Annotated in this window: 16 protein-coding genes; 3 read left to right on the top strand and 13 right to left on the bottom strand. The window is 62.7% G+C overall.

Annotated features, from left to right (window positions below):
* Positions 1-4: 4 nt before the first annotated feature.
* The 9 genes from ribBA to pilV are packed head-to-tail and all read right to left on the bottom strand — an operon-like array spanning position 5 to position 10689.
* Positions 5-1177, bottom strand: a complete 1173-nt coding sequence (ribBA, locus tag ACILRC_RS10520) for a bifunctional 3,4-dihydroxy-2-butanone-4-phosphate synthase/GTP cyclohydrolase II (RefSeq protein WP_395669318.1) — start codon at positions 1175-1177, stop codon at positions 5-7.
* A gap of 18 nt (positions 1178-1195) precedes the next feature.
* On the bottom strand, positions 1196-1825 hold the full coding sequence (locus ACILRC_RS10525) for a riboflavin synthase (protein WP_395669319.1): 630 nt from the start codon (positions 1823-1825) through the stop codon (positions 1196-1198).
* Positions 1826-1881: 56 nt separating this feature from the next.
* Positions 1882-3021: a bifunctional diaminohydroxyphosphoribosylaminopyrimidine deaminase/5-amino-6-(5-phosphoribosylamino)uracil reductase RibD gene (gene ribD / locus ACILRC_RS10530; RefSeq protein ID WP_395669320.1), complete on the bottom strand. Its 1140-nt coding sequence runs from the start codon at positions 3019-3021 to the stop codon at positions 1882-1884.
* Complete coding sequence (locus ACILRC_RS10535) at positions 3018-3563, bottom strand: GspH/FimT family protein (RefSeq protein ID WP_395669321.1); 546 nt, start codon at positions 3561-3563, stop codon at positions 3018-3020. The genes ribD and ACILRC_RS10535 overlap by 4 nt, the downstream gene beginning before the upstream one ends.
* Complete coding sequence (locus ACILRC_RS10540) at positions 3560-3997, bottom strand: type IV pilin protein (protein ID WP_395669322.1); 438 nt, start codon at positions 3995-3997, stop codon at positions 3560-3562. Before ACILRC_RS10540 ends, ACILRC_RS10535 begins: the two co-directional genes overlap by 4 nt.
* Positions 3994-8283: a pilus assembly protein gene (locus ACILRC_RS10545; protein ID WP_395669323.1), complete on the bottom strand. Its 4290-nt coding sequence runs from the start codon at positions 8281-8283 to the stop codon at positions 3994-3996. Before ACILRC_RS10545 ends, ACILRC_RS10540 begins: the two co-directional genes overlap by 4 nt.
* Before the next feature lie 4 nt (positions 8284-8287).
* On the bottom strand, positions 8288-8896 hold the full coding sequence (locus ACILRC_RS10550; RefSeq protein ID WP_395669324.1) for a PilX N-terminal domain-containing pilus assembly protein: 609 nt from the start codon (positions 8894-8896) through the stop codon (positions 8288-8290).
* A 22-nt stretch (positions 8897-8918) separates the two neighbouring features.
* On the bottom strand, positions 8919-10067 hold the full coding sequence (locus ACILRC_RS10555; RefSeq protein ID WP_395669325.1) for a PilW family protein: 1149 nt from the start codon (positions 10065-10067) through the stop codon (positions 8919-8921).
* Positions 10068-10074: 7 nt separating this feature from the next.
* Complete coding sequence (gene pilV, locus ACILRC_RS10560) at positions 10075-10689, bottom strand: type IV pilus modification protein PilV (RefSeq protein WP_395669326.1); 615 nt, start codon at positions 10687-10689, stop codon at positions 10075-10077.
* A gap of 183 nt (positions 10690-10872) precedes the next feature.
* Here pilV and ACILRC_RS10565 point away from each other — a divergent pair, with 183 nt between their 5' ends.
* Positions 10873-11478, top strand: coding sequence for a GspH/FimT family pseudopilin (locus ACILRC_RS10565; RefSeq protein ID WP_395669327.1), 606 nt, complete (start codon positions 10873-10875; stop codon positions 11476-11478).
* A 3-nt stretch (positions 11479-11481) separates the two neighbouring features.
* Here ACILRC_RS10565 and nrdR read toward each other — a convergent pair whose 3' ends face one another.
* The 3 genes from nrdR to ACILRC_RS10580 all read right to left on the bottom strand — a co-directional run bounded on the left by nrdR (position 11482) and on the right by ACILRC_RS10580 (position 14103).
* The gene (nrdR, locus tag ACILRC_RS10570; RefSeq protein WP_395669328.1) at positions 11482-11931 is read right to left on the bottom strand and encodes a transcriptional regulator NrdR; all 450 of its coding nucleotides are present in this window, start codon (positions 11929-11931) and stop codon (positions 11482-11484) included.
* 11 nt (positions 11932-11942) lie between these two features.
* Complete coding sequence (glyA, locus tag ACILRC_RS10575) at positions 11943-13187, bottom strand: serine hydroxymethyltransferase (protein ID WP_395669329.1); 1245 nt, start codon at positions 13185-13187, stop codon at positions 11943-11945.
* Positions 13188-13308: 121 nt separating this feature from the next.
* Positions 13309-14103 carry a transglycosylase SLT domain-containing protein gene (locus ACILRC_RS10580; protein WP_395669330.1) on the bottom strand — a complete coding sequence of 265 codons (795 nt, stop codon included), beginning with the start codon at positions 14101-14103 and terminating at the stop codon, positions 13309-13311.
* A gap of 504 nt (positions 14104-14607) precedes the next feature.
* Between ACILRC_RS10580 and ACILRC_RS10585 the strand changes: the two genes are divergently transcribed.
* Complete coding sequence (locus ACILRC_RS10585) at positions 14608-17172, top strand: DUF349 domain-containing protein (protein WP_395669331.1); 2565 nt, start codon at positions 14608-14610, stop codon at positions 17170-17172.
* A gap of 98 nt (positions 17173-17270) precedes the next feature.
* Complete coding sequence (locus tag ACILRC_RS10590) at positions 17271-18893, top strand: HD domain-containing phosphohydrolase (protein WP_395669332.1); 1623 nt, start codon at positions 17271-17273, stop codon at positions 18891-18893.
* Here the strand turns inward: ACILRC_RS10590 and ACILRC_RS10595 are convergent.
* A complete protein-coding gene (locus tag ACILRC_RS10595; protein ID WP_395669333.1) occupies positions 18868-19653 on the bottom strand; it encodes a UDP-2,3-diacylglucosamine diphosphatase in 786 nt (261 codons plus the stop codon). The two genes, ACILRC_RS10590 and ACILRC_RS10595, sit on opposite strands and share 26 nt — an antisense overlap.

Here is a 19653-nt window from a genome sequence, read left to right on the forward strand (position 1 = left end):
TTTTTCAGGTGGGGGTGGATTGGCGGATGTAGCCGGTGATCTCTAAGCCGTAGCCGGCCATGCTTGGCATGCGGCGCGGGCTGCCCATGAGGGACATCTTGTGCACACCACACTGGCGCAAGATTTGGGCGCCAATGCCGTAGGTGCGCAGGTCCATGCGCCCACGCTGCGGCGCTTGCGCCGCCTGCGCGGTGCCTGCAAATTGGGCCAGCAATTGCTCGCCGCTTTCACCACAGTTGAGCAAAACCACCACCCCTTTGCCCTCGGCGGCCACATGGGCCAAGGCGGCGTCCAGGCTCCAGGAGTGCATGGTGCGGCCGCGCTCGAGGGCATCGAGCACGCTCAAAGGCTCATGGACGCGCGCCGGTACGTTCTCATCTGCGCCCCACTGGCCGCGCACCAGCGCTAGGTGGATGCCCTGGCCGGTCGTGTCCCGAAACGCGTGGGCGGTGAACTCGCCAGCGGCGGTCTGCAGGCTGCGGCTGCCAATGGGCTGGATGAGCGACTCCACGCGGCTGCGGTATTCGATGAGGTCGGCGATGGTGCCGATCTTGATGCCGTGCAAGGCTCCAAAAACTTGCAAGTCCGGCAGGCGGGCCATGGTGCCGTCGTCGTTCATGATTTCGCAAATGACCGAGGCGGGCGAACACCCGGCCATGGCGGCGAGGTCGCAACCGGCTTCGGTGTGGCCGGCGCGCATCAGCACACCGCCATCGACGGCTTGCAGGGGGAACACATGGCCTGGTTGCACCAGGTCGTCAGGAACTGCCTTGGCGGCCACCGCTGCTTGCACCGTGCGTGCACGGTCGGCGGCGGAGATGCCAGTGGTCACGCCCTCGGCGGCCTCGATCGACACGGTGAAAGCCGTCCCCTTTTTGTCGCCGTTGCGCGCGGCCATGGGTGGCAGCTTGAGGCGCTCGCAGCGCTCGCGGGTCAAGGTCAGGCAGATGAGGCCCCGGCCAAAGCGCGCCATGAAATTGATGGCGTCGGCGCTGACATGGTCGGCTGCAAGCACCAGGTCGCCCTCGTTCTCGCGGTCCTCCTCGTCCACCAAGATCACCATACGGCCTGCGCGCAGCTCGGCGACGATTTCTTCTACCGGCGCGATGGGTGCGATGGGGGCCACTGGTGGGTTGGCGGGGACAGGGGGCACGGCGGCAATCACAGATTCGGTCATGGGTGGTGGCAAAAAAGGTTAGGGCGCAGCCGCGGGCGCGCTGAGCATGCGCTCCACATACCGAGCGATCAGGTCGATTTCGAGGTTCACTGCGCTGCCCACTTGCAGCGTGTGCAGGGCGGTGTTATCCACGGTGTGAGGAATGAGGTTGATGCTGATTTCGCAGCCATCGGTACGGTCGCTCACCTGGTTGACGGTGAGACTCACCCCGTTGACGGTGATGGAGCCCTTGAAGGCCAGAAACTTGGCCAGTGCGGTCGGTGCAAGCAGGCGCAGCTCCCAGCTCTCTCCCACTGACGCAAAGTGGGTGACTTGCCCGATTCCGTCCACATGGCCCGAGACCAGGTGGCCGCCGAGCCGGTCGTTGGCCCGCAGGGCTTTTTCCAGGTTGACGCTGCCCAGTGCGTCCAGGCCGGCGGTACAGGCCAGTGACTCGGCGGAGATGTCAATGCAAAAACGCTGCGCATCGGTATCCAGTTCGGTCACCGTCATGCAGGCTCCGTTGATTGCAATGCTGTCACCTAGTCCGACACCATCGAGGTAGTGCGAGGGGCAGGTGATGCCAAGTCGCTTGCCATGGGCTGCCGATGCGCCCAAGGCGCTGACCGTGTCGATGCGGCCTACGCCGGTGATGATGCCTGTGAACATCGGCGCATTTTCGCAGGCTTTGGGGCCATCCCCGGGCATAGGGGTAGAAACGGCGACTAAAAGACATCGCGCCCGGCGACGCCCGCCCGTATCCGCAGGTCAGGGCCTACCAAGTCCACCGACTTGAACTGCAGCGGTAGGGCTTGGCCGAGCGCAGCCAGCGGTCCAAAGCTGGCCATGGGCGCACCGTCGCCCAGCAGGCTCGGGGCGAGGTACACCAGTAGCTCGTCCACCAAGCCGGCACGCAGCAAGGAGCCGTTGAGTTGGTGCCCTGCTTCGATATGCAGCTCGTTCACTTCGCGCTGAGCCAGGTCAGCGAGCATGGCCGCCAGGTCCACTTTGCCAGTGGCTTGGCCGTCGGGTCCGTGCCCCGGCAGCCGCACGATGGTGGCTCCGCGTGCCTCCAGTGCCGCGTCCAAACCGAGCTCGGGCGCGGCGGCGTACAGGGTGACTTGGCGGTCGGCAACGTTGAAGAGTGCCGCATCGGCGGGCGTTTGCAAGCGGCTGTCCACCACCACCAGCTGGGGTTGGCGTGGCGTGGGCACGAGTCGCACATCCAGGCGGGGACGGTCTTGCAGCACAGTTCCCACGCCGGTCAGTACCGCGCAGGCGCGGGCCCTCCAGGCGTGGCCATCGGCGCGCGCTTCTGGTGAAGTGATCCACTGGCTGGTGCCATTGGGAAGGGCGCTGGTGCCGTCCAGGGAAGCGGCCACTTTCATGCGCACCCAAGGGGTTTTGCGCAGCATGCGGCTAAAAAAACCAATGTTGAGCGTACGCGCCGCCTGCGCGAGTGGGTCGCCCACGGGCAGCACCTCGACCGCAACGCCAGCGGCGCGCAGCCGGGTGAACCCTTGGCCTGCCACTTGGGGGTTGGGGTCGGTGCCGCATGCGACCACCCGCGCGATGCCAGCGCGCACCAAGGCATCACAGCAGGGGCCGGTGCGACCCTGGTGCGAACAGGGTTCCAGTGTGACGTAGGCGGTGGCGCCCCGCACTGCATGGCCGCGCAGCTGCGCATCTTGCAGGGCCACGACTTCGGCATGCGCGCCGCCCGCGCGCTGGGTGTGTCCTTGGCCGAGCACCTTGCCGTCGGTGCTGGCAATCACGCAGCCAACGCGGGGGTTGGGTGAGGTCAGGTTGATACAGGCCGTGGCCAGTTCGAGGGCCTGGATCAGCAGGGGATGGGAGGTAGTCAATTGGGGTCGTCGGCTACGGGGCACAAGGGGTCCGGCGTGGAGGTGGGTGTGCACACTCTAATGCGCCCGGTTCGGGCGACATCGATGCTGCGGGTCTGCCGGAGTTCGTCGGCCTCAGAAACGTCGCTGCGCTTGAGCGACAGCGTGCCCGAGAGCACGGATGCAAAGCCGGAGGGTTCAAACTGGAACACCGCGGGACCCGAGATCGACAGGAAGCCGGGAACCGCAGGTTGTTGCGCCAGCGTGATGTTTTGTTCCGACGGGTTACCCGATCCATCGAGGTCAACAAACGACACGACGCCGCTGGCCCAGCTGGGGCCGGCGGGCACCACCCGGGTGCGGGTGCCGCGGGCCATTGCTTCGGAGCGTGCGTTGTTCAGCGCCGCAGCCAGGTTGCTGGCGGCAGATGACAAGGCTGCGCCACGCCGGAATTCGATAAAGCTTGGCACGGCGATCATCATCGCAATGGCGATGATGGCCACCGTCACCAGCAGCTCAATCACGGTGTAGCCAGCGTGGCGCTGGCTGGGTGCGTGGCTCACCAGCATGCGTTCGGGTTGGTGCCGGTGCAAGCTCTGACACCCGTGCTGTTGACCGAGAGAATTCCGGCTTCGGGATCATTGAACTGGGGCAGTGCTTCTAATTGCACGCAGATGCGTAGGCTGTTGTTGGGCGGCGCACACTCCTTGGCCTGCAGCAGGTAGGCGGAGCTTGCCGCATTGCCGCCAGAGAACACCTTGAAGCGCGCTCCCACGGTGCTGGTGCCGTCGACAAACGCGCCGTAGCTGCCGTACTGCCCTAGGTGGCGCTCTTGCTGTTGCAACAGGTCAATCAACGCCGCGCGGCCTTCGGCGCGCTTGCCCTTGCGCACGCTGTCGTTGTAACTGGGAATGGCCAGCGCGGCCAGTATGCCTACGATGGCGACCGCCACCATGAGTTCGACCAAGGTAAATCCGCGCTCACAGTTTCTCGTCATGGTGTTGCTTCACTCCGGAGTTCTGCATAGTTGGGAATCTGGCGCCAGCTTAACCTGCCGATGATGGTGTCATTGGAGAACGCGCCACCCGCGCCGTCACCCACGACCACTTGGATACCTTCGGAACCTTGCAGAAAGATTTGGCCCTTGGTGGTTCTTTTTCGCCTGCCGGTGCCGTTGGCTACAGAAATGTCGACCTCACCCAGCTCCAGAACGTAGGGCTCGCCCAAGAGGCCCACCTGGGAGATGTTGCGCTTGCCGGTGCCCGTGGCCAGGTTCGCAAAGTATTGGTATCCCGAGCCGGTTCCGCACGGGTCGGTGAATTGGTCTGGCGGAATCAGGCTGCCAAACACCAGCTTGGTGCCCAGGACACCGAAACCGCTGACCTGGCGTTCGCCCCGGTTGGGGAACTCCACATACCAGCCAGAGCGAAAGGTCGCATCGGTGTCTGAGGTGGCCCGGCCCCATGTGAAAGCATCGGTGCTCACCGCGCCGGTGGAACTCGTCACCGTACCCTTCTTGAGGCGGCCGCGCCCCGAGATGGCACTGCTGGGGGTGGCGGAGTCTGCGACGGGGCTGCCGGTGTCGAGCAGGGCATACACCGCTTGCTTCTGGGTGGTACTGCTGACCACGTTGTCGGCGGTCTCCAGGTACTTTCCGGTGCCCACCAACACAATCACTCCGCCGTTGGGCCCGCGGGTCAGCGCAGGCGCAGCGCTGATCGGTTGCACCACGCCGGAGTCGTCCTTGGCGACAAAGAATGGCAAGGCAGCGGGGGTTGCACCGCCGGTTTTGAAGAAGGACAGGGTGTCTAGGTTCCAGCCGGCTGTGCCGTTGCCCGCGAAGTTCAGCTTCCACACGTTACCCTGCAGATCGCCCAGGTAAATCTGCTGCACTTCACCTGCCAAGCCGCCGGTGGCTGAAAAGTTGACCAATCCAGAAGGCATGGTGGTCGAACCCGCAGGCAACGACACCTTGTAGTAGTTCACCCCCTCCTGCCAGGCGACTGCGGCGCCTTTGCTCAGGTCGAGCAAGAACAAGGCGGGCTTGCCGGTGGTGCTGAAATAGCCGTCGTTGGCATTGTTGTTGACCCCGCTGGGCACCACGGCGAACCATTTGAAGGTGGGCGTGCTGGCGCCGGGCGCGCTGGTGCGGAACTTCAGGATCTGCGGACGGCCGATCACGTTGCCCAGGTCGGGGTCATCGCGGTCGGTGAACTCCCACATAACCTTGGATGCGTCAAAGCTGTCGGGGTTGGTCACATCGAGTGCAAAGACCCCTTGGCCCCCAGCGCCAGTGCCAGAGACCAGAACCGTTTTCCAAGCGTTGGGCGGCGCGCCCACTTCAGCCTCGCTGACCGCGGGCGTACCGTCCACATAGCTTTGGTGCCCACCGGCGTTGTAGCTCGGCGAGGTGAGGGCTGGCAGGTTCTTCACCACCCAACTGGGGATGTAGGCAAACAACTCCTCGCCGTCGGCCGCGTTGAAGGCATGCAGCATCCCGTCATTGGCACCCACAAACAAGGCCTTGGTGCGGCTCTTGTTGTCGTCAAAGAATTTCTTGTAATCCGCGCCCGCTTGGTTGGCCGTGGGCGCACCAGAGTAGGCGACGCCGGAGTTCAGAATGTCGCCCAACAGGCCGCCGCGCTTGCGAAATGCCGTGCCATCGACCGTCGTGCCCTCCAGCGTGCGCACTCCGCGGATGTAGTTGAGGCGGTCCTGACCCCGTAGGTCGGCGCTGGCACTTGGCGTGGCCTTGCTCAAGGCGGTTTGTACGTCGGTGTCGACCTCGTTCCAGAGGAATGCGGTGGCCGTGGCGCTGGCGGTGGGACTGCTTTTGCCAACGACGACATTGCGCCAGGATGCGTCTGGTTTGGCCGCGATGCGTGCGTTGAGTTTGCCCGCAGCGTGCCATTGGTGGGGGTCAGACAGGGAACCGTTGGAAACACTCACCACATTGTTGGTGAGCCGCACGTACTGCGATACCAAGTCCCCGGTCCAGTCTGCCGCATCGAACAGCGCTTGGTACACAAAACCACCCACCGAGGTCAGCCGTTGGGTGGAAATAGCACCACCGGCCACGCTGAAACCATCGCGGGCGATGGTGGCAAAAATGTTGTTCAAGGTGCGTAGGACCGCCCGCCCATCGCTGGCCAGAAAATGGCTGCCAGCTTCACCGGGCTGGGTGGGGTCAAAGTAGTTGATGTTGGACTTGTCCCAGACAGCGTTGTTTGCCAGGTACTTGGTGCTTGCACTGGCGTCGGTGGTGTCCGATAGGGCCGCAATGCCGGCGCCTGCGGGGTCCTTTGTTAGATAGGGGTTGCCAATGCCGGACTCGTCGGCAAAGCCACCGTACTTGGCAGCGAGAAAGAGCTGGCTTTTGCGACGGGTGTCGGTTGCGCTGCTCGACGCGTTCTGGTTCACGTCGAGCACGTAGGTCTTGACCCGCATGCCGGGGCGCTGCTTGCTGGGCTGTGCGGTCCAATCGCTGCCGCGTATATCGTGGGTTCTGGCCCAGTACGCCATGCCTGCGATGTAGAAAGCGGCTGAGCCCGCGCCGGTGCCCAGGGTGCCAAGATGATTGCTGGCGCTGGCATAGAAGTCGGTGTAACGCTGGTAGTTGCCGGTGCTTGGGTTGGGGTTGTAGGTTTTGACAGTGCGGCTGCTCGACTCGGGACCCACTTTGTATTCAATGGCCGCCCCCGCTTCGAAGGCCCCCACCACCCGGGTCCAGTAGACAAAATCGGGCTCGTTGTTGGCCACACTGGCGGGCCGGACCTCATCGTTGGTGTTGGCTCGGGTGTTGCCCGGGATGTACTTGTCGGCGTGCGTTCCGATGTCGGCAATCGTGAACAGGTTGTTGCGCAGGCAGGTGTAGTCCCCGCTACTGGAGCCTCCTGCGTGCGGATCGGTCCAGGTTTCGTACACCGGAAATCCGTCCTTTCGCGCAAGTATGGTGCTGTCGGAGGTGTTGAGGGCGTGCAAAGTGGGGCTGGTCGCTTCTGTGGTGCCAATGGTCGGGCCTAGCCCCTGCAAGTAGCGCAGTGCCTCGTAGTACAGCTCACCCACCGGGTCGAATGTTTTGTACATCCCAGTGGGGTTACCGGTGCGGCCAAACTTGTTGATGTAATTCACCACGCCGCTGATGCCCGAGGCGTCGCCCAAGGGGTTGGCTACAAAGACGCCGGTTTGGTCGCTCCACTCCACCTGGGGGTTCTTGGCGGGCATCTGCACGCCGTAACTGTCAAACTGGGTGGGGCCCACGTACTTCATCGGCGCACGCAAAACACCGCCATAGCGCGCATTGTCGCTCTGGTTGAGGTAGCCAAACACCGCCACCCGCATCGCGTCGCTGTACTTTTGGAGGTTGCCCACCGGCTTGTAGTTGCCTGCGGGGTATTTGACGCAGTAGTTGTCGCCATTGAACTGGCGCGTATCCTGCAACTGGTTGCCCACCGCATTGCATACCTGCACGCGGGTGAAAAAGAATCTTTCAGTGGCCAGTGCTGTGGTGCCAGCGGTGCCACCTGCCACGCCCAGGTTGGCGTTGTTGCCGGGGTTGGTGCAGTTGCCGGTCCGGCTGGTGCCAAAGTGAACCCTGTCAAGACAATTTGCGATGAATATGTCGCCCGTGTGGGTGCCCCGCAAGCTGGCAGGAACAGCACCACTTGCATGGGTACTGACCAGGCGTTTGGACGGGAAGTAGCTGTCGTTGTACATCTCGTTTCTCTGCAATATGGCGCGCTGCAGGATGGTGAGATTGGCCGTGTCGATCCAGCGGTCTCCGCCGGTGAGCCCCATGCGCAGGATGTCGACTGCTGAGCTGGTAGCCCAGTTCATGAAGTTGCCACTGAAACCGGTGCCCCCACAGAGGCGTTTGTTGGCGGCTCCCGATCGGTCGAAGCGTTTGTAATTGCTGTAGTTGACGTCCGTGCTGGCCACTTCAGTGGGTGCGTTGTTGTAGACGTAGCAGCTCTCCGTGTCAAAGTAGCCCACGTACTCGGTGTCAGGGTTGTAGGTGAAATCGTTGGTGGCGCTGAATGGGCTGGTATAGAGCGCCCCGACGGTGGGGAACTCCACCGACAGCGCCAGCGTCAACGTGGGTTTGTCGCGGGTGCCACGGGCGTAGAGCGGCTCCGAGGCCAGCGGGATGGTGGGGTGCGCCGAGGGCGTGGATTGGCCGATTGCCAACCAGGAGAGTGCAACCAGGGGTAGCACTGCTATCCATGCCAGTTTTCTGGGTGCCATGGCGCGCACGCGGGCAAAGGTTAGTGCGAGCTTGCCCATGCCTTTATTCCTTCCTATAGACCATTTGTGTGACCGCATGGATGTCGGCACGCGGCCCAAATCCGATGGCGGTGACGCGGTAGATGTAGCGCTTACCTTTTCCGATCGCCAAGTTGCCCCCGACGTCCGGGTCGTCGAGGATTTCAATGACGTAGCGCGGTGCCTGCGCGGGCTGGATGCCGGTGTCACCAGCGTTGAAGGACCGCCCGGTAAACGCGCCGAACTCGGTGTAGGCGCCGTCGTCTGAGCGCAGGTCCACCTCCAGCCAGGCGGGTTTGCTGCCGGCGCTTGGTAGGCACAAGCCGCTGCCGGAGGTGTCAGCAGCGCCACAGCCCGCAACAAACGCCAATTGGTTGTCGGTCACAAAAACGCCTTCGCGGGTGCCGGTGGTGATGTCCACTTGGGCGTCCATCAGCCCCAATTCTGCCGACTGCCAGGCCAATTGCAGCGCGGTGTCGTTGCGGGCCCCACGCTCGCTCATCAAAGCGATCTGTGCGCCTCCGATGCCCAGGATGGACACGATGATCAGGATCATGACCACCACCAGCAGCGAAGCGCCGCGCTGGGTGCTCGGGTTACGAGGTGGGATTGGCGTGGACGCGGTTGTTTGCACGGTCTTTGGTACCCGTTGGGGCTTACTGGGCGTTGCGCACATTGATAGTGAAAGTGATGACCTGGCGTAAGCGGCCATCGTCGTCAATCAATGCGCCCTTGCGCGGAAATTCCGAACCCTGGGATGTGAGCTCTGAGTCCCCGTTGGATGGCGGATCGATGCAGTCGGTCGCGATCGGTGCGGGTTGCCCGTTCAGGTCTTGCGGTATCAAAAGGTCGGGTCGCAGGTAGCCCAGCGGGCAGCGGGTGGACAATGTGCCAGCCGCCACGGGTGCCGATCTGGGCGGGCCACGCAGCACCAGGCCAATGCGCAGGCTACGTACCCGCATCCAGTTGCTGTAGCTGGCGGCCGAGTCGGGGTCGCTCGCTACCACCATTTGGCTTGCGTTGAGGAAACGGTCGGCAACGCCATCTGGATTGACCGTGGTGAACGCCGTATTGGGTGCGCCGACGGCACCGTCGAGTCCGTACAACACCTGGAAGCTCTCCACCCCCTCCACCAGCGGCTCGCTCTTCCAGGTGTTGTCGCTGCGGCTGAAGTACGAGCACATCAAGGCGGGCTCGGCGCTGTTGGGCGGTTTGGCCACATGAAACACGCTGGTCATGCGGTCGTTGGCGGTAGTGGGCACGGCGGTTTCAGCGAGGCCAGCGCAGTTGACCATGGCGCCGTCTGCCACGGTGGAGCCAGGCGCCACAGCGCTGGTTTGGTAGCGCACGATCAGCACATCGCTGCCGTTGCTGCACGCCGTGTCGGCCGTGCCTACGCAGTTGCTGTCGCCTTGGCTGGCGCCAACGCGGCTCACAAAGTCCGAGCCAAGCAACAGCGTGTCCGTGGTTGATGCGATTTTCAGCAACTGGTTGTTGGCGCCCAAGATGTTGGGTGTCACGCCACCTCCGCCCAGGCCCGTGAACCCGGTCAAATCGGATGCGGCGGCAAAGCTGGCGTCCTGGAACGCGGCTTGCACCGCCACGCGCTGGATCGTCTCGGTGACGAAACGGGCGTTATCCCGCAGCTGCGAGGACACATCCACCGAGCTAAAGCCCTGTCGCGCCACACTCAGCGAGGCAATTGCGGCCAGGGCAATCAGGCCGCTCAAGGCCAGTGCCACCATCAACTCGATCAGGCTAAAGCCGGCGAGATGGATTCTGCGAGCTGCTGTGCGGACTTGCATAGACAGATCAGAACGCAGCTGGGAGCACCACTGCGGGTGTGTTGGCCAGATCGAAGGCCTGCGCTGCCCCGGCGGCGCTGTTGAGCGCGCGGCGCGTCCATCCCATTTTGACGACCACGACGGTGCCGGTGTTGCTGCAGTCCCATTCCGGCATGCCGGTGTTGGTGTACGGACTTGCGTCAAAGCAGATTTCTACCCGGGTGCCAGGGATCTCATGGTTCAGCCGGTACAGCCAGTCGCGCACCTGCCACTGTGCAATGGCTGTGCGGGCAGCGGCGTCCGAAGTGGTGGTGCAGTCCCCGGTGAAGCAGTCGGTGGATTGCGCAGCCAAGGTGTCGAGGTCGTCCACTGCGGCCTGGTAGCTGATGAGGTAGGGGTTGTTTGCTGCCGTGGTCACCCCGGCGATGCTGGGGTTGCCCTTCATCATCTCGATGATTTCGCGACCGTAGCGCGAGGCGGACGACTGGTTCAGGGCCTCGCGGTTGGCCTTGAGCGCGGCCGCCTGCAAGCCGACGACTCCCAAAATGCCGACCGACAAAATCACGACGGACACCAGCACTTCCAGCATGGAAAAGCCGTCGTGCCTGCGCCGACCTCGATCACCCTTGCAGTTCAAATTCATGGGCGGATGTTAGAGCCCGGTTCGCTGCCATGACCGGTGTGGTGCAACCGCACATCCGCCAAACTCAACCGCCCAGCCGTGGAATTGGTCACGCCGGACAAATTGCCATTGCACTCTGTCGAACACTGTGCTCACGGTGCGCCGACTTGCTTGCCGACAGTGGATGCCTTCCGGAGGTCCACGATGCAGCAGCCAACCACTCCCCGCATTCTTCTCAACAAGGCACACGTTTTGGCCCGCTCACAACGCTTGGAGCGGGTGCGAGGTTTCACTTTGGTGGAGTTGGCAGTCGTGGGCACCATCGTCGCGGTTTTGCTCACGGTGGCCATACCCTCGGTGGCGGCATTCAGAACCCAGTTGCAGCTCAAAACGGCAACGAACAATCTCTTCAACAGCGTGTTGTTCACCCGCCGTGAGGCAGTGATGCGCAATATGCGCGTGGTGCTGTGCAAGTCGCGCGATGGTGCGACGTGCACGCATGCGGGTGGTTGGGAGCAGGGTTGGCTGGTGTTTCTGGATGCAAACAACAACGCCAATGTGGACCCTTCTGAGTTGGTGCTGCAGCGCCAAACCGAGGCACCCCAGGTTCGCATTGTGGGCAACTCGGCGGTGGCGAACTACGTCTCCTACACCGGCATGGGGGTGAGTGCGCACCTGTCGGGCGCGTTCCAGTCGGGCACCTTCACCGTTTGCAGCCCCGCTGGCCGCGAGGTGGAATTGCGCAAAGTGGTGATCAGCCCCGGTGGCCGGGCCCGGGTCGATGCCGCGTCGGTGGGAAATTGCGCCTGAGCCTTATCGGCTGACCTCGTCTACCAGGGTTTTGAAGGCGTCGATGTCTTCAAAATTGCGGTAGACGCTCGCGAATCGGACGTAGGCGACCTTGTCGAGCTTTTTGAGCTCGCGCATCACCAGTTCCCCAATGCGGTTGCTCTGCACCTCGCGCAGCCCCAGGTTGAGAAGCTTCTCTTCGATTCTCTCCACGGCCGTGTCAATTTGCTCGATGCTCACAGGCCGCTTGCGCAACGCCAGGTTCATGGACGCGAGTAGCTTGGCCCGCTCGTACTCGATCCGGCGCCCATCTTTCTTGACGATGGACGGGAAGTTGACGTCGGGGCGCTCGTAGGTGGTGAAGCGCTTTTCACAGGCGCCGCACTGGCGCCGGCGGCGGATGAAATCGCCGTCCTCCGACACCCGGGTTTCGACCACCTGGTTCTCCGGATGACCGCAAAACGGACATTTCATCGCGCAGTGCCCTAGCGGTAGACCGGGAAGCGGGCGGTCAGGGCGTGTACCTTGGCACGTACCGCCTCGATGTTGGCGGCGTCGCGCGGGTTGTCCAGGACATCGGCGATCAGGTGGGCGGTGGCACGGGCCTCTTCGTCTTTGAAGCCGCGTGTGGTCATGGCCGGGGTCCCGATGCGCACGCCGCTGGTCACCATTGGTTTTTCCGGGTCATTCGGGATAGCGTTTTTGTTGATCGTCATATGGGCTTGGCCCAAGACGGTCTCGGCTTCCTTGCCAGTGATGCCTTTGGCGCGCAGGTCCACCAACATCAGGTGGCTTTCGGTGCGCCCACTGACAATGCGCAGCCCGCGCGCCACCAGGGTTTCGGCAACGATCTTGGCATTGCGCCTAACTTGCTGCTGGTAGCGCTTGAAATCGGGACCTTGCGCCTCTTTGAAAGCAACTGCCTTGGCAGCAATCACATGCATCAAGGGTCCTCCCTGCAGCCCGGGGAAGATCGCGCTGTTGATGGCCTTTTCGAACTCGGACTTCATCAAGATGATGCCGCCGCGCGGCCCACGCAGGCTTTTGTGGGTGGTAGATGTGACTACATCAGCATGCGGCACGGGGTTGGGGTATTCACCGGCAGCAATCAGGCCCGCGTAATGGGCCATATCCACCATGAAGATCGCGCCGACCGCCTTGGCCACCCGCGCGAAGCGCTCGAAATCAATTGCCAGCGAGTAGGCACTGGCGCCAGCAATGATCAGCTTGGGGCGGGTCGCGTGGGCGGTGCGCTCCATGGCTTCGTAGTCAATTTCTTCCTTGTCGTTGAGACCGTAGGACACCACTTTGAACCACTTGCCGCTGATATTGAGCGGCATGCCATGCGTCAGGTGGCCGCCTTCGGCCAGGCTCATGCCCATGATGGTGTCGCCAGGCTGCAAGAACGCCAGGAATACGGCTTCATTGGCAGAGGCGCCACAGTGCGGTTGAACGTTGGCGGCATCTGCGCCGAAAAGCTGCTTGATGCGGTCGATCGCCAACTGCTCAGCGATATCGACGTTTTCGCAACCGCCGTAGTAGCGCTTGCCAGGATAGCCTTCTGCATACTTGTTGGTGAGCTGGCTGCCCTGTGCGGCCATCACAGCAGGGGACGCGTAATTCTCGCTGGCGATCAGCTCAATATGGTGCTCCTGGCGGGCGTTTTCAGCCTGGATGGCGGCCCACAGTTCGGGGTCTGTCTGGGCAATCAGGGTCTGGCGGTCGTACATGGCGGTCTTTCAGGGGAGATGTCGGTGGCGGTTCGCAGGATTGAGCGGCAGCGTCGTGGCTGCCAGGCCGAGAAGCCACCCGCCGGTGGCCCGAAGCGGCGAGAGTCTAACCGAGCAAGAACTAGCTGCCCACCAAGCTGGCAAGTCGCTCGCCGCCCGTGGTTTGGGAGGGCGTCGGCGTAGCCGTATCGGGAGTTGCTGGCTGGCCCGCCGCCACGCGCTGGATGCGGGCGTACTCAGCCATCACCTTGGCTGCGTACCCGCCGTCGTCCTCCAGGTTGGCTGCACCCACGTAGAGTTTCAGGCCACCTTCTACGGATCCAGCTCGGGCGATGCACTCTTTTAAGACCCTGACACCCACGCGCAGATTGCTCAAGGGGTCGAAAGCTGCCAGCTGGCCACCGAAGCTCTCGTACTTATCGCTGTGCACTTTGGTCATCACTTGCATCAGCCCTTGGGCGCCCATGGGACTTTGGGCAAATGGATTGAAGCCAGACTCAATGGCCATCACGGCCAAAATCAGCTCGGGGTCCACGTTGACTTTCTTGCCGGTTTCGAACGCCTCCACGACCAACGCGCTCAGGGGCTCTGGCGCGACCCGGTACTTCCGACTTAGCCAGTAGGCCACTGCGGCCTGTGGTTTGGGTAAGTCCTTGGGGTTGGCAGCGGTTGCGCGTTCGCCCGCATCGGCGTCCTGGGCGAAACCATCCAGCGCAACTTGGCGATCTTGCAGCCAGCTAATGAGGGCAGTTTCGCTGGCCTCGCGCAGCTCAGGCCGGGCGAGCAGGGTGATGGCCACAAAAACCACGCCCAAACCTAGCAGCGTGAAGCCACTGTGGGTGAGTGCAAAGAATCCACGGGTCAAAACACCTGGGAAGACCTTGGTGATCTTTTTGAACGGATTGGCAACTGTCATAGCACCTCCTTCGTTGGCAGGTTTGTGCTGCACTCAGACCGCAGGGGCTGGCAAGAGAGCAACGCAAGCGTGCCGGGTTGGGTTGGTACGCTATCAATGTCCTGCGGCGTCGTCTTGACATATGCAGCGACTTGAACATGCCGGGTTCGGCAGCGAAGCGGCCCGGGGGCCGCGCGAGTCGGCTTGGGGCCGATGCCCGGGATTCTAGGTGGGCGCAATATAACGAGTCAACAATAAAAATTAGACTAGTTAGCCGGTTTTTGATCTATGGAGAGTCGCTGTCGTCGGTTAACGAGCCTGCCCATGCGCTGTTGGCGGGTGACCAGTCACGGATTCTTGGCGTGCTGATGCCAGTCTTTGCTCTCGCGCCGCAAGCCACAAAATTGCCCTTGTCGTCCTCACATTGTGTTAATCACTGCGCAAATCACTGCGAAAATGCGCGGTCTTTCGTTTTTCGGACTCGAGCCCACTGTGACGACCGCCCACCCCACAAAAACACTTGCCATGCACAACCTGGATGATTTGACAGGTGGGGCTTTCACTGCAGCCACGTCAGCGGAACGTTCTGCCCGGATCAAAGCTTGGGTTGACACCGAACCGGCAGCCGAGCACCTCGCCGAAGTCTTCCGAGAGCTCAGCAGCAAGGACAAAGGCGCGGCGAAGCTGGTGCGTGAAAAACTCGACGAAGCCAAGCGCGCCAAGGGTCAGGAAGCGCTGGCCACCGACTGGGCCAGCAAGGCCGAGGCCTTGCTGGCAGTGGGCAAGCTCAACATTGCCGATGCGATGGCCTGGCAGCGCGATGCCGCAAAAGCAGGCGCGCCCTTAAGCAAGGAACCTTTGGCCTCGCTCAAAGCCCGCATCGCCGAGCGTGTGCGCGGAATCGAAGACCTGCAGCACCAAGTCCAAGTACAGCGCGAGGCAGCCGTCTTGCTTGCCCAGCGTATTGAAGTCCTGTCCACCAAACCATTGGCCGATGCGCGTAGCGCCATGGACAGCCTGCAGACCGACGTTCAGCGCTGGCAAACGCAAGCCTCTGAGTTGGTGCTCAACCCGAATTGGGCCAGCGTGGACTTGAAGTTCCCGCCTTTGCTGGACGCATCGCGCGCGCAGTTGTTGGTGGTTTGGGGTGCGTTTCAGGGTGCGTTGGCGTTGGCTGTGGCCGCGGCCGACGATCCCAACGCGCCCTTGCCATCGGTTCCCGCCTGGGCCGAAGGGTTGCGCGCTGCTCGCGAAGCAGGCAGCGAGGCCTCGACCAAGTCCGCCAAGCCGCAGGTGGATCCGAAGTTGCGTGCCCAGGCCCATGCCGCGGTCAGCGAGGCCTTGGAGAAGCTTGAGCAAGAGGTCGCACAGGGCCACGGCAAGGCGTCTGCAGGTGCCTCGGCGGCTTTGCGCCAAGTGCTCAAAGAGCATGGCAAGCTGTTGGACGCCAAGACGGAAGGCCGTGCCAACAATGTGTTGGCTGCCGCAAGCGAGCTCGAGGGGTGGCAGCGCTGGCGTGCCGACCAGCTGCGCGAAGAGTTGGTGGCCAAGGCCGAGGGTTTGCTGCAGCGACCGCAAGGTCAGGCCATGGGGGGGCGCAAGATGCAAGAGCAGCTGCGCGCCTTGCGCGAGCAATGGAAGCAAACCGACCAGGGCGGGGTACCCAACCACGGCCTGTGGAAGCGGTTTGACGCCGCCTGCAACGATGCGCACAAGGTGGTGGAGGCCTGGTTGGAGCAGGTGCGCACGCAGGCGGCCGAGCACAAGGCGCAGCGGCTGGCGCTGATTGCGGAAGTTCGGGCCTGGGCCGAGGCCAACCGCACTGCTTTAGACAATGACTGGAAGGGTTTTGGGCGGGTGTTGCAACAGTTTGGCGAGCGTTGGCGCGATGCGGGCCATGTAGGCGAAAAGCTGTTTGCCGAGCTCCAACCCCAATGGAAAGAGGCCATCTCATTTGCTGCCGCGCCCCTGGAGGAACTCCAGGCCCAAAGCGTGGCCCAGCGTCAGGCCATGATCGAGGAAGCCCAGACCTTGGGCGCTGCGACGGTCTTGCGTCTGGATGCTGTCAAGTCCCTGCAGCAGCGCTGGCAGGCCGAGGCCCACCGCGTCCCACTGGAGCGCCGCCTGGACCAAAAGTTGTGGGACGCATTTCGCCAGCCTATCGATGAAGCCTTTGGCCGCAAGGCGAGCGAGCGTGAGCGCACGCAGGCTGCCTTGGGTGAGCGTGACAAGGCCGTGCTGGATGCCGCCAAAGCGCTGGGAGTGGCCACCGCATCTGGCGATGCAGCCGCGATCCGTAAAGCAATTGCTGACCTAGATGCCGCAGTGCGCGCGCAAGAAACGCCAGCCGGCGCTGCGGCGTCCCCAACGGCTACGCCGTTGCCAATGCCTGCAGCGCCCACTGCGCCCCTTGCTGCAACATCTCCAGCAGCCAAGCCGGTGCGGGCGGTACGCGGTGATGACCGCCCCGGAATGAGATCGGAGGCACCAGCGACAGCGCAAGGACGCGGTGCCAAGCCCATGGGGCGCAGCGAGAGCCCCCGTGGTGATCGGCCCGGTAAGCCTGCGTTTTCCCAGCGAGAAGATGCCCGTGGTCGCGGCCCGGGCTTTGCTGAACCGGCGCGCTTGGGCGACTTCGCGTTTCGTGCCCAGCGCGAAGCGATGGACAACGCCCATCAGGCGCTCAAAAAGCTCGCGTCCCAAGCCCATGGCGAGGCCCTCACCCAGTTGCTGAACTGCTGGCAAAGCCGGGATGCGCAACAGTTTCCCAGTCTGCAGGATCTCGGTGCGCGGGTGAACGCGCAGGCCCGGGCGCTTTGGCAACGTGCAATTGCGGGCGATTTGACAACCACCAAAGGGGTTGACCCGGCAACCGCGTTGCTGCGCTTAGAGATCGCCACCGAGTTACCGACCCCAGCCCAACAACTGGCGCAGCGGCGCATGCTTCAGCTGCAGTTGTTGACCCGACGCAACGACCCCGCACCGGCGCAAACTTGGGTGGAAGATACTGCAGCGGTGTTGGCAGGGCCGTTTGATCCGGCGGACGCGAGACGCCTGCAAAATGCGATCAAGTCGATGCTTAAGATTTAGTGGGCCGTTGCGCTGGTAGCGCGGGCGGACCGTGGTAGCTTTGCGGGATTGAGGTGATGCAGTTGCCAAGCGGATTGGTTGTGGCTTAGGGAGGTTCAATGAATTCGGTAGAAGACCTGTTGCGCCGGCTCGAGCAGCTCAACGCGATCGGCGCGGCGCTTTCGAAGGAGCGTGATATCACCCGGCTACTGGAAAGTATTCTGGTGGCGGCCAAGAACATCACCCATGCCGATGGTGGAACGCTCTACCGCGTCACCGACGGCGGAGTCGCCTTGCGCTTTGAGATCATGCGAACCGAATCGCTCAACATTGCCATGGGTGGCACCTCGGGCAAAGCCATCAATTTTCCCAACTTGCCGCTCTACACCGAGTCGGGCGCACCCAATGACTCGCTGGTGGCAGCGTATTCGGTGATTCACCGCCAAACCGTCAACATCGCCGACGCCTACAACGAGCCGGACTTTGATTTTTCGGGCACCCGCAAGTTTGATCAAAAGACGGGCTACCGGTCTAAATCCTTCTTATCGGTGCCCCTGAAGGACCACGAAGGCGAGGTGATCGGCGTCCTGCAGCTGATCAACGCGATGCCACCTGGCGCCCAGACAGCGCAGCCTTTTTCTGCAGCGGACCAAAGTCTGGCGGAGTCGCTGGCCTCGCAAGCTGCCATTGCGATCACCAACCGCAAGCTGATGGTGCAGTTGGAAGAGCTTTTTGAGTCGTTCATCAATCTGATCAATCTGGCCATCGACGAGAAGTCGCACTACACCGGTGGCCATTGCCAGCGGGTTCCGGCGCTGACCATGATGCTGGCGGAGGCGGTCAATGCCACCACCACTGGCCCCCTGGCGAGCTTCTCGATGGATGACCGCGACCGCTACGAACTCAAGATCGCAGGCCTGCTGCACGACTGCGGCAAAGTCACCACGCCAGTGCACGTGGTGGACAAGGCGACCAAACTGCAAACCCTTTGTGACCGCATTGACCAGATTGACACCCGCTTCGAAGTGCTCAAGCGCGACCAAGAGATTTCCGCCCTGCGTGCGCAGCTCGCGTTGCGGGACTGCAAGGACGCCAGTGCCGAGGCGGCCCTGTGGAGCCAGTGCCGTACCGCGATGGCGTCTCTGGACGCAGACCGTGCTTTTCTGCGCGCCGCCAACCAAGGCACAGAAGCGATGAGCGACGCGGATATGCAGCGCGTGCGCGACATAGGTCGCAACAATGTTTGGCGCAATGTGGCCGGCGTGGAGTCCGACTTTCTAAGCGCAGACGAGATCGAGAATCTGACGATCCGCAGCGGCACACTGACTGCTGCCGAGCGCGACACCATTAACTACCACATCGTTGCCACCATCAAGATGCTGGAGCAGCTTCCTTGGCCCAAGCATCTGCGACGGGTGCCGGAGTACGCCGGCGGTCACCATGAGCGTATGGACGGAAAAGGTTATCCCAAAGGCCTGACTCGAGAACAAATGTCGATCCAGGCGCGCGTGATGGGCATTGCCGACATATTTGAGGCGCTTACCGCGCGCGACCGGCCGTACAAGCAAGGCATGAAGCTCTCCCAGGCCATGGGCATCATGCGCAAGTTCAAGTACAACGGGCACATTGACCCCGACCTTTTTGACGTTTTTGTCAAAGAGGGCGTTTACCTGCTCTATGCGAAGCAGTTCCTGGACCCTTGGCAGATCGACGAGGTCAATCCGCAGGCTTTGCTGCAGTAGCGGGCGTCAGCCGCGACCACTCGCAGCGCGCCTGCGGCAGCAACTCCAGGCGGAGCACATCGCCCCGCAGCGGTTGCTGTGCTGCATCCCAATCGCTGAGCACACTGCGCATACCGCCACCTGCCACCGCATGCACTGCCGGTTGGTGCGTGTGGCCGTGCACCATCTGCTGGCAAGACAGCTTGGCAAGTTGTGCTTGCACGGCGGCCTCGGTCACGTCGGTGTAGCCACCTACGTCGCGCTTGTGCGATTCACTCTGTGCGCGCATGCGCTGCGCCAATGCGCGCCGCTGCGCTAACGGCTGGGCCAAAAAGTCTGCGCGCCATTGCGGGCTGCGGCTCACCGCACGGAACTGTTGGTAGGCGGTGTCATCCAAGCACAGCGCGTCGCCATGGGTGAGGGCGATGCGCAGGTCGCCGCCGTCGAGCACGGTGGGGTCGTCCAAGCGGCGCGCATGGCAGGCCGCGAAAAACTGCTCGCCCAAAAGAAAGTCCCGGTTGCCCACCATGATGTGCAGCGACAGCCGCGTTGACGTGGCCAAGAGCAGTTCGACACAATCCTGGGCGAAGGCGTCACCGGCGTCCAACGCGTCGTCGCCCACCCACACCTCGAACAAATCGCCCAGAATGAAGAGCGCATCGGCAGGCGTACCCAACAGGTAGTCGCGCCACATCGCAAAGGTGGCGGGTTCGCTGGCTTGCAGGTGGATGTCAGAGATGAAATCGATGCGCCGCCATGCGGGGGGCAGCGCGATGTCCAT

The organism is Rhodoferax sp., assembly GCF_044236835.1.
Taxonomy (GTDB): Bacteria; Pseudomonadota; Gammaproteobacteria; order Burkholderiales; family Burkholderiaceae_C; genus Allorhodoferax.

Bases quoted from the DNA above. Each gene is read 5' to 3' on its own strand.
- ACILRC_RS10555 (WP_395669325.1), bottom strand. From the start codon at position 10,067: ATGCAAGTCCGCACAGCAGCTCGCAGAATCCATCTCGCCGGCTTTAGC.
- ACILRC_RS10590 (WP_395669332.1), top strand. From the start codon at position 17,271: ATGAATTCGGTAGAAGACCTGTTGCGCCGGCTCGAGCAGCTCAACGCG.
- nrdR (WP_395669328.1), bottom strand. From the start codon at position 11,931: ATGAAATGTCCGTTTTGCGGTCATCCGGAGAACCAGGTGGTCGAAACC.
- ACILRC_RS10580 (WP_395669330.1), bottom strand. From the start codon at position 14,103: ATGACAGTTGCCAATCCGTTCAAAAAGATCACCAAGGTCTTCCCAGGT.
- glyA (WP_395669329.1), bottom strand. From the start codon at position 13,187: ATGTACGACCGCCAGACCCTGATTGCCCAGACAGACCCCGAACTGTGG.
- ACILRC_RS10565 (WP_395669327.1), top strand. From the start codon at position 10,873: ATGCAGCAGCCAACCACTCCCCGCATTCTTCTCAACAAGGCACACGTT.
- pilV (WP_395669326.1), bottom strand. From the start codon at position 10,689: ATGAATTTGAACTGCAAGGGTGATCGAGGTCGGCGCAGGCACGACGGC.
- ACILRC_RS10545 (WP_395669323.1), bottom strand. From the start codon at position 8,283: ATGGGCAAGCTCGCACTAACCTTTGCCCGCGTGCGCGCCATGGCACCC.
- ACILRC_RS10525 (WP_395669319.1), bottom strand. From the start codon at position 1,825: ATGTTCACAGGCATCATCACCGGCGTAGGCCGCATCGACACGGTCAGC.
- ribBA (WP_395669318.1), bottom strand. From the start codon at position 1,177: ATGACCGAATCTGTGATTGCCGCCGTGCCCCCTGTCCCCGCCAACCCA.
- ACILRC_RS10585 (WP_395669331.1), top strand. From the start codon at position 14,608: ATGCACAACCTGGATGATTTGACAGGTGGGGCTTTCACTGCAGCCACG.
- ACILRC_RS10595 (WP_395669333.1), bottom strand. From the start codon at position 19,653: ATGGACATCGCGCTGCCCCCCGCATGGCGGCGCATCGATTTCATCTCT.
- ACILRC_RS10540 (WP_395669322.1), bottom strand. From the start codon at position 3,997: ATGACGAGAAACTGTGAGCGCGGATTTACCTTGGTCGAACTCATGGTG.